Origin of the sequence: uncultured Oceanicoccus sp., from assembly GCF_963968385.1 — a bacterium.
Classification (GTDB): Bacteria; Pseudomonadota; Gammaproteobacteria; order Pseudomonadales; family Dasaniaceae; genus Oceanicoccus.
This window is the reverse complement of record NZ_CAXAHB010000002.1, coordinates 47,887-56,687: the sequence shown is the minus strand read 5'-3', so window position 1 is coordinate 56,687 and position 8,801 is coordinate 47,887. Positions and strand designations below refer to the sequence as shown.

The 8,801-nt window shown below is 47.8% G+C and carries 10 protein-coding genes; 9 read left to right on the top strand and 1 reads right to left on the bottom strand.

The features are described 5' to 3' along the window. Window positions 1-1,131 (top strand): penicillin-binding transpeptidase domain-containing protein (locus AACP44_RS00590; RefSeq protein ID WP_339337952.1); only part of this gene is annotated, 1,131 nt, incomplete at its 5' end. Between the two features lie 38 nt (window positions 1,132-1,169). Here AACP44_RS00590 and radA read toward each other — a convergent pair. Beyond that, window positions 1,170-2,540, bottom strand: coding sequence for a DNA repair protein RadA (gene radA, locus AACP44_RS00585; RefSeq protein ID WP_339337950.1), 1,371 nt, complete (start codon window positions 2,538-2,540; stop codon window positions 1,170-1,172). A 202-nt stretch (window positions 2,541-2,742) separates the two neighbouring features. Between radA and AACP44_RS00580 the strand changes: the two genes are divergently transcribed. The 8 genes from AACP44_RS00580 (at window position 2,743) to tatA (ending at window position 8,796) form a co-directional block, all read left to right on the top strand. Further along, window positions 2,743-3,885 (top strand): DnaT-like ssDNA-binding domain-containing protein, encoded by a 1,143-nt coding sequence (locus AACP44_RS00580; RefSeq protein ID WP_339337948.1) that lies wholly within the window; start codon window positions 2,743-2,745, stop codon window positions 3,883-3,885. A gap of 1 nt (window position 3,886) precedes the next feature. Next, window positions 3,887-4,483, top strand: coding sequence for a replication protein P (locus tag AACP44_RS00575; protein ID WP_339337946.1), 597 nt, complete (start codon window positions 3,887-3,889; stop codon window positions 4,481-4,483). A 180-nt stretch (window positions 4,484-4,663) separates the two neighbouring features. Continuing rightward, window positions 4,664-5,419 (top strand): bifunctional demethylmenaquinone methyltransferase/2-methoxy-6-polyprenyl-1,4-benzoquinol methylase UbiE, encoded by a 756-nt coding sequence (gene ubiE / locus AACP44_RS00570; RefSeq protein WP_339337944.1) that lies wholly within the window; start codon window positions 4,664-4,666, stop codon window positions 5,417-5,419. Then, a complete protein-coding gene (locus tag AACP44_RS00565; RefSeq protein WP_339337943.1) occupies window positions 5,416-6,057 on the top strand; it encodes an SCP2 sterol-binding domain-containing protein in 642 nt (213 codons plus the stop codon). The genes ubiE and AACP44_RS00565 overlap by 4 nt, the downstream gene beginning before the upstream one ends. Continuing rightward, a complete protein-coding gene (gene ubiB, locus AACP44_RS00560; protein ID WP_339337942.1) occupies window positions 6,057-7,697 on the top strand; it encodes a ubiquinone biosynthesis regulatory protein kinase UbiB in 1,641 nt (546 codons plus the stop codon). Before AACP44_RS00565 ends, ubiB begins: the two co-directional genes overlap by 1 nt. Before the next feature lie 52 nt (window positions 7,698-7,749). After that, on the top strand, window positions 7,750-8,163 hold the full coding sequence (gene hisI, locus AACP44_RS00555) for a phosphoribosyl-AMP cyclohydrolase (protein ID WP_339337940.1): 414 nt from the start codon (window positions 7,750-7,752) through the stop codon (window positions 8,161-8,163). Between the two features lie 30 nt (window positions 8,164-8,193). Then, window positions 8,194-8,526 (top strand): phosphoribosyl-ATP diphosphatase, encoded by a 333-nt coding sequence (locus AACP44_RS00550; protein WP_339337938.1) that lies wholly within the window; start codon window positions 8,194-8,196, stop codon window positions 8,524-8,526. A 30-nt stretch (window positions 8,527-8,556) separates the two neighbouring features. Next, window positions 8,557-8,796: a twin-arginine translocase TatA/TatE family subunit gene (tatA, locus tag AACP44_RS00545; RefSeq protein ID WP_339337936.1), complete on the top strand. Its 240-nt coding sequence runs from the start codon at window positions 8,557-8,559 to the stop codon at window positions 8,794-8,796. Window positions 8,797-8,801 lie beyond the last annotated feature (5 nt).

The following is an 8,801-nucleotide window of genomic DNA, read 5'->3' as shown; positions in this document are numbered from 1 at the left end:
ATCCTCAGTCTGGTCGGCGGCTTTGACTATGGTCAAAGCAAATTTAATCGCATCACTCAGGCCACCCGGCAGCCCGGCTCGAACTTTAAACCCTTTGTCTATACCGCTGCCCTTGCCAATGGCTACACCCCCGCCAGCACCATCAATGATGCGCCGATTGTGTTTGAAGATGCCGGTCTAGAAAGCACTTGGCGACCCACCAATGATGGCGGTAAATTTTATGGCCCCACACGACTGCGCCATGCGCTATTCAAGTCTCGTAATTTGGTGTCAATTCGCCTATTAAGAAGCCTGGGAATTGCCAAAGCGATCAATTATGTCGAGAAGTTTGGCTTTGATGCCAGCCAGCTACCTAGAGATCTTTCTCTAGCCTTAGGTAGTCATTCTTTAACCCCTCTGGAGATAGTAAGTGGTTACTCTGTGCTGGCGAATGGCGGCTATAAAGTCGAGCCTTTTCTGATTCAGCGCATTGATGATATCCATGGCGAGCCAGTCTATAAGGCAACACCGGCAACGGTTTGTCGCGACTGCGAGGACGCCCCAGCGCCACCCACTGAAACCACTGAAGAACTAGCCACACTAGAGGATATTTTGGAACAGGCAGATTTGGCCGAGCAGGCAAAACTGCCAACAGCGGAACGCGTTATTGAACCCAGAGTGGCCTATATTATCGATAGCATGTTGCGCGATGTGGTAACAAAAGGCACTGGCCGCAAGGCCCGCAGGCTAGGCCGCAATGATCTGGCGGGCAAAACCGGCACCACCAACGGCCCTACCGATGCCTGGTTTTCCGGTTATGGTGGCGGTATTGTCACCACGGCATGGTTTGGCTTTGATAAGAACGGTGTACTTGGCAATAGAGAATACGGCGGCTCGGCGGCTCTGCCCATTTGGATCGACTATATGCGAGTCGCTCTTAAAGGACGACCAGAAGTGACTCCCAAGCAGCCGGAGGGTATTGTTACGGTTAAAATTGACCCAGCTACCGGCATGCTCGCCAAGCCCGGCCAGACCAATGCTATGTTTGAAATCTTTCGGCAAGAATTAGCGCCGACCAAGCAAGCTGACAGTGATGATACCTCCGGAGCAAACAGCAATATTGAAGAAGTGATGACAGAAGATATTTTTTAAGCTAATTCACTATGTCGTAACAACAGAAATAGTGACTATCAAAGCGCCTCAAGCGCATCAATTAATTGACTAACAGCAATCACTTCCATACCCGGCACATCGTTTTTAGGACAATTGGCCTGTGGCACAATCGCCCGCTTAAACCCGTGTTTGGCCGCCTCGTAAATACGCTCCTGACCACTGGGCACGGGGCGAATTTCCCCAGCCAAACCCACCTCACCAAACACCACTAAATCCTGCGGCAATGGCCGGTTGCGAAAACTGGAGACAATGGCCAATAACAGGGCTAAATCCGCACTGGTTTCCAGCACCTTAACGCCGCCGACCACATTGACAAAAACATCCTGATCGCCGACCTGCAAGCCACCATGACGATGCAGTACCGCCAATAACATTGCCAGCCGGTTTTGTTCCAAACCGACGGCGACCCGCTTGGGATTGCCCAAGGGCGAATCATCTACCAAGGCTTGAATCTCAACCAACAAAGGCCGGGTGCCTTCCCAGACCACCATCACCACACTACCTGAAGCCGGCTGTTCGGTACGAGAAAGAAAAATAGCCGATGGGTTTTTGACTTCTTTTAAGCCCTGCTCCGTCATGGCAAAAACACCCAATTCATTAACCGCGCCAAAACGGTTTTTTTGACCACGCAGGGTTCTAAAGCGGCTATCCTCTGAGCCCTCCAGCAATATCGAGCAATCAATCATATGCTCCAGCACTTTTGGCCCTGCCAAACTGCCGTCTTTGGTGACATGCCCCACCAAAAATAACACTGTGCCGGTCTGCTTGGCATAACGCGTTAGGTAAGCGGCGCACTCTCTCACCTGAGATACACTGCCTGGCGCGGAAGTGACATCCTCGCTATGCACTACCTGAATGGAGTCGACCACCAAAACTTTGGGTTTTAACACCTCTGCCTGGGCGCAAATCGTCTCGACATTGGTTTCAGATAACATATTTAATTTATCGGTTGGCAGACCTAAACGCTGGGCTCGCATCGCTACCTGCTGCAGTGACTCCTCACCGGTAACATATAAAGCAGCCATGCTATTGGCCAGATGACACATGGTTTGCAATAGCAAGGTACTCTTGCCCGCCCCAGGGTGACCACCTACCAAAACTGCCGAGCCATGAACCAAACCACCGCCAAGCACACGGTCAAACTCACCGGCACCACTACTAAAACGCGGCAAGTGCTCTAAATTGATTTGATCCAGCGTTTGCACTTGCTGACCATTGGCGGCACCGGCATAACCCTGAAAACGGGCTTCTTTAGCGGCTGTAGGCGTAGCCGCCAGCTTGATTTCAGTGAGCGTATTCCAAGCACCGCAGTCCTTGCACTGCCCCTGCCAATGGGCATACTCAGAGCCACAATCGTTGCAGACATAAGCGGTTTTGCGTTTAGCCATGGGGGCTTTCTCTGTCGATAAAAATCCAATCTTAACCAATAACTGTATATATTAACAGTATCTATTTGAGTCGCTTAACTGGTGCACGGCTATTGCGAGACGTACAATAGACGCAACATTATTTTTACATCACTCCGCCTAGAGCTTGGAGTTAATAAGAAAAACCTAGCCACTACTCATTGAACACTTTACTGTAAACCTTATGTCATCCCTGATCCCTGAACGACCGCTAACCATCTCACCTTCTCTGGCCACCACTATTGGCCTAGAAGAAGCGGTGTTGTTACAGGTGCTGAATGATTGTATGGAATATGGCGAAGCCAAGCAGCAAGGCGGCTATCAATGGTTTAGCCTGTGCCGCGATAAGCTACAAAAGCAGTTGCCATTTTGGGACGCTGGCGAATTACAGCGAATCAGCCAAAGCCTAAAAGATAAGGGCATTATTCTGATTGAGTCTGCCCCGCTTACTCAGAGTGAACAGTTTTGCTTTGCGATGAATGAGCAGCTACAAACAGCTGTGCCGGCAGCGGAAAAAATCACCGCAAGCCATACTGCCAACACAGCGAAAAAAAGCGCCTGCCTGTTAGCCCCTAATTGGCAACCCGATGAAGACTTGCTGCAACTGATCACGTTAAACCACAATATTCCCCGCGACTTTGCCTTACAACAGCGCGAAGACTTTGTACTGTACTGGCGCGACCGCCAACAGGTATCACATTCATGGGCCAGCAAATTTCGCCAGCATGTTTTAAAGCAGTGGCGCTTTCATCAAAGTCGTCAGGCGGCGGTTAGTCAGCAGCAAGCATCATCTAATGATATTGATCAGCAGTGGCAACCCAGCCCTGATGCGCTAGATATTTTATATCGCAGCGAAGTTACCGCAGAATTTATCGAAGACGCTATTCCAGAGTTTGTTTTATACTGGCGTGAGCGCGGTGAGGCTCACAGCACTTGGAATTCAAAATTTATTGCGCATATTCGTCGGCAGTGGGCGCAATTTACCAAAGCGATGGAGCTGGATTACGAACCACGGGAAATTGCCGCCAACTGGCAGCCCAGTGAAGACGTCTACGATATTTTAAAACTGGCTAATATTGATATGACATTTGCCAGACAGTTAGTACCGGAATTTGTTTTATTCTGGCGCGATACCAAACAAATTCAGCGCTCGTGGAATACTAAATTTTTACAGCATGCCAAATACCAATGGGCGACGCGTCATCAAATGGGGCAACATTATGCAGGACAGCAACTCACTGATCGATCAGGTCAATCAACACGTCAGAGCAGCTTCGACCTCCTCACCGACCGCAGCTGGGCAAAAGACCTCGTTGAAGGGGAATAAGATGAACGCATCCACCACCAGCACCGCAACACCTACTGAAGATCATATTACCGCCATCAACCAGATGTTTACCGAATTTCAATTGGCGTACCACAATCAATTTCATAAGGCGTTTTCCGATGACCAGAAAATTGCCATGGCAAAACAACTATGGGTCAAAACACTATGCGACTTAAGCCCTGAACGCATTGTCTACGGTACACGCAAAGCGATTAAAGCATCAGAGTACTTACCCACGCTTCATACCATCAGAAAATTTTGTGTTCCCGATCCTGCAGAGTTTGGCCTGCCCGACGCCTATAATGCCTATCTTGAGGCCTGCCGAGCGCCCACACCTAAAATTGAACAAACCTGGTCACATCCTATTGTGTATTTAGCCGGCAATGCGTCGGACTGGTTCTTTCTTAGTGGCAATAGTGAAGCCAAAGCCTTCCCCGTATTTAATCGCAATTATGATATTTTACTCAGCCGAGTCATCAACGGGGAACAGCTGGACATGCCCATTCATAAAGCCATCCCTGAAACCATTAGCCAACCATTAAGTAATGAAGAGAGAAAAGAACGCCTACAAGTGATGCGCGAAAAGCTGGATATTTAAACCCGCCCTGCCGCTGTTACTGCCTTTTTTCAGAATTATTCTCAACGCCTTATAACTGACCCCTTCAATAACGGTTATCGCTATTTATCCAAGTCATTAGCTTCCTAGATGGCTTTTATGCTGATAATCGATACAATGAGCGGCCTATTCCTAGTTAAAGACAGATATAAAGAAACCAGTATGTCCGATTCTGAATCCAGCGATACACATTTTGGCTATAAAACCGTTCAACGCGAGCAAAAGGCGAGCATGGTGGCCGGCGTTTTCCACTCTGTTGCGGCTAAATATGACCTAATGAACGATCTGATGTCAGCGGGTATCCACCGTATCTGGAAGCGCTTTACCATTGAAATCTCTGGGGTTCGCTCTGGCCATCAGGTTTTAGATATTGCCGGAGGAACCGGAGATTTAGCGGCAAAGTTTAGCAAGATTGTCGGCCCTGAAGGCCGTGTTGTGTTGGCTGATATCAATGACTCTATGCTTAAAATGGGGCGCGACAAGCTTATCGACCTCGGCATTACCGGTAATATTGAATACACTCAGGCCAATGCTGAAGCTTTACCGTTTCCCGACAACAGCTTCGATTGTATTACCATCGCCTTTGGCTTGCGTAATGTCACCGATAAAGACAAGGCTCTGCGCTCAATGCTAAGGGTACTGAAACCGGGCGGCCGACTATTAGTACTGGAGTTTTCAAAACCAGAGAATGCACTGCTAAGCAAGGTTTACGATGGCTACTCGTTTAACCTGCTACCCAAAATCGGCAAGCTGATCGCCAATGATGAAGAGAGCTATCGCTATCTGGCAGAAAGTATTCGCATGCACCCCGATCAGGAAAGCCTCAAGTTTATGATGGAAGATGCCGGCTTTGCCCGCTGTGAATATCATAATATGACGGGGGGTATTGTCGCTGTTCATAAAGGTTTAAAACCATGAGTGATCAGCCGACCTCGATCAGCAATACACTACACACGGCTGCCATTGGCGCACTAGAAGCTGCCATTAATGCTGCACTTAAATTAGATCCCTCCACACTCAATAGATTGGCCGAGCTGCAAAATCATAGCTTTTTGCTTCACTGCAGCTCGCCGGAATTAAAACTGTATCTTATCCCCGGTGATGGCGAGATTCGCCTGTGCGGTTTTTATCAGGGTAAAGCCGACACCACCTTAACTGGCAGCCTGATTGAATTTACCAAACTTGCCACCGCCGCAGACCCAGCTAGCGTATTAATTAATGGGCAACTGGAATTGCACGGTGATAGCCAGGCTTTAATCAACCTGCAAAAAATATTGAAGCAACTTGATCTTGATTGGGAAATACCGTTAGCCAATATTTTTGGTGATGTCGTTGGCCATCAACTTGGCCGCAATATCCGCCAGGGTTTCCGGTTTGGCCTGCAGGCCCTGCAAGAAATTAAACGACAAGTCGATGAATATATTGTGGAAGAAAGTGACTGGGTGCCACCGCGCTGGCAGGTCGATCATTTTTTAACAGATGTCGATCAACTTTCCATTCGCACAGATCGCCTTGACGCGCAAATTCAAAAACTAAAACAGCGTATAAACTCCTGATGTCTCGTATTCAACGGCTCAGCAAAATCACCCGCGTTGCCATCCGTTACCGGCTGGATGACTTTGTCGATAGCACTCAGTTGCCCACCGGGCTAAGCACTTTATTGGCCATTGCTCCGTGGCGTTTATTACCTGCTTCTAAGCAAACGCGCGGCGAACGTCTGCGTTTGTCGTTAGAAGCACTGGGACCAGTGTTTGTTAAACTTGGACAAATGCTCTCTACCCGTCGCGATTTATTGGCAGACGATATTATTGATGAGCTGGCAAAATTACAGGATCAAGTGCCGCCCTTTCCATCGCAGGATGCTATCAATATTATAGAAACCGCACTGCGAAAGCCGGTTGGCGAATTGTTTGCCGAATTTGATTCAGAGCCCTTGGCATCAGCATCCGTTGCTCAAGTCCATGCCGCCACCTTACATAGTGGCAAACAAGTCGTTGTTAAAGTGATTCGTCCGGGCATTGATAAAACCATCCGTCAGGATATCAAGCTGATGTTTAGCATCGCCAAATTGGTTGAAAAATACCTGCCCGATGGTCGTCGCCTGCGCCCTGTCGAAGTGGTTGAAGATTATCAGCATACCATTCTCAACGAATTGGATTTGCAACACGAAGGGGCTAATACCGCGCAACTGCGTCGTAATTTTGAAAATTCGGATAAGTTATATGTGCCGGAGATCTACTGGGATTACAGCAATCATAAAGTACTGACCATGGAAAGAATTGACGGCATACCCGTTACCGATGTCAGCGCATTGCATGCACACAATATCAACCTGAAATTATTGGCAGAACGCGGTGTCGAGATTTTTTTCACCCAAGTGCTGCGCGACAGTTTCTTTCATGCCGATATGCATCCGGGCAATATTTTTGTATCCAAAAAAAATCCAGAAACACCGCAATATATTGGCATCGACTGCGCCATTATTGGCTCACTCAGTGATTCAGACCAGTACTATATCGCCAGAAATCTTTTGGCCATGTTCCAGCGTGATTACCGTCTAGTCGCTGAACTGCATATTGAATGCGGCTGGGTACCTCCTGATACCAAAGTCAACCAATTTGAATCCGCCATCCGCAGTGCCTGTGAACCAATCTTTGAAAAACCGATCGCAGAAATCTCTTTTGGCCAATTATTGATTTACTTGTTTCAAACCGCTCGCCGTTTTGACATGGAAGTGCAGCCCTCACTGGTTCTGCTACAAAAAACCATGCTCAATATTGAAGGGCTGGGCCGAGAGCTATACCCACAGCTTAACCTGTGGGATACCGCACAACCTTTACTGGAACAGTGGCTTAAAGACCGCTATGTGCCCAGCGGTATGGTTAAACGACTTAGCAAACATGCCCCCGGCTGGCTGGAGCAATTACCCCAGCTACCTCAGGCGGTGATGGATAGCTTGCAGCAATCCAAACAATTGCAAGCCGCCAATGAAAAACAACAGCTACAAATCCGCCAATTAGCGCAACAACTGCAAGGTGTTAGTCGCCGCAGTAATCGCCTTGATCTGATTTTATTGGTTGTCGCATTGGCTGCCGCCAGCCTCTTTATCGGCGATGGCTCGGTTGATTTGAAAAACGTTTCAGCTATCGGCTGGGTATTGGTGATTGCAGCGGGGCTACTGTGGCTACGACGCTAAACCTTCTATGGTACAATCCCAACACCGTAATAAAGCCAGACGAAGCCCGATAATGAGCCAAAGCACCGAACAAGATATTGCGCAAGACTTCCTTGAGCAAGTACGCTGGACCAGCGACGGCTTGGTGCCCGCGATTGCTCAAGACACCAAGACTAATGACATTTTGATGTTTGCGTGGATGAATAAGCAATCACTGGCCTTAACCGTCGAAGAACAACGCGCTGTCTATTGGTCGCGGTCACGACAAAAGTTATGGCGTAAAGGTGAAGAGTCCGGCCATGTGCAGTTGATCAAGGAAATTCGTATCGATTGTGATGAGGATGTGATTATTCTAAAAGTGGAACAATTGGGCGGCATCGCCTGCCATACCGGAAGACACAGCTGCTTTTACCGACGACTGGAAAATAATGTCTGGCAAACCGTTGAAAAAGTTATTAAAGATCCAAGCGATATTTACTCAAAGTAAATATCGCAAACTAAATCGCAAGAAGCCATTATGAGTGATGTATTAAAAACACTGACTACCCTACTGGAACAACGCAAACAAAATGCTGATCCGGAATCATCCTATGTGGCCAGTCTGCACCATAAAGGCTTAAACAAGATCTTAGAAAAAGTCAGCGAAGAAGCTAGTGAAGCTATTATCGCTGCCAAGGATGCCGAGCATAGCGGTAACAACAAAGATGTTATTTATGAAACCGCCGATCTTTGGTTTCACTCACTGGTTATGTTGTCACACCTTGGTGAAAACAGTGATGCGGTTTTAGACGAACTGGCTCGCCGTTTTGGCATGTCCGGCATCGAAGAAAAAGCCTCAAGAAACAAATAACCTTATAGAAAAACCAGTTGGAGAACCATTATGGGTTTAGGTGGAATCAGCATTTGGCAGTTATTGATTATTCTGGCCATTGTCGTGATGCTCTTTGGCACCAAACGACTTCGTAATATAGGCGGTGATCTGGGCGAAGCGATTAAAGGCTTTAAAAACAGCGTGAGCGATAACAATAAAGATAACGGCAATGATATTAACAAAGACGCTACCGATCAAAGTCTCGATAATACCGATGCCAACGCTGAAAAGCCCGACCAGGAAAAGTAATACGT

Coding starts and splice junctions, on each gene's coding strand:
- radA (WP_339337950.1), bottom strand. CDS start 2,540: ATGGCTAAACGCAAAACCGCTTATGTCTGCAACGATTGTGGCTCTGAG.
- AACP44_RS00580 (WP_339337948.1), top strand. CDS start 2,743: ATGTCATCCCTGATCCCTGAACGACCGCTAACCATCTCACCTTCTCTG.
- AACP44_RS00575 (WP_339337946.1), top strand. CDS start 3,887: ATGAACGCATCCACCACCAGCACCGCAACACCTACTGAAGATCATATT.
- ubiE (WP_339337944.1), top strand. CDS start 4,664: ATGTCCGATTCTGAATCCAGCGATACACATTTTGGCTATAAAACCGTT.
- AACP44_RS00565 (WP_339337943.1), top strand. CDS start 5,416: ATGAGTGATCAGCCGACCTCGATCAGCAATACACTACACACGGCTGCC.
- ubiB (WP_339337942.1), top strand. CDS start 6,057: ATGTCTCGTATTCAACGGCTCAGCAAAATCACCCGCGTTGCCATCCGT.
- hisI (WP_339337940.1), top strand. CDS start 7,750: ATGAGCCAAAGCACCGAACAAGATATTGCGCAAGACTTCCTTGAGCAA.
- AACP44_RS00550 (WP_339337938.1), top strand. CDS start 8,194: ATGAGTGATGTATTAAAAACACTGACTACCCTACTGGAACAACGCAAA.
- tatA (WP_339337936.1), top strand. CDS start 8,557: ATGGGTTTAGGTGGAATCAGCATTTGGCAGTTATTGATTATTCTGGCC.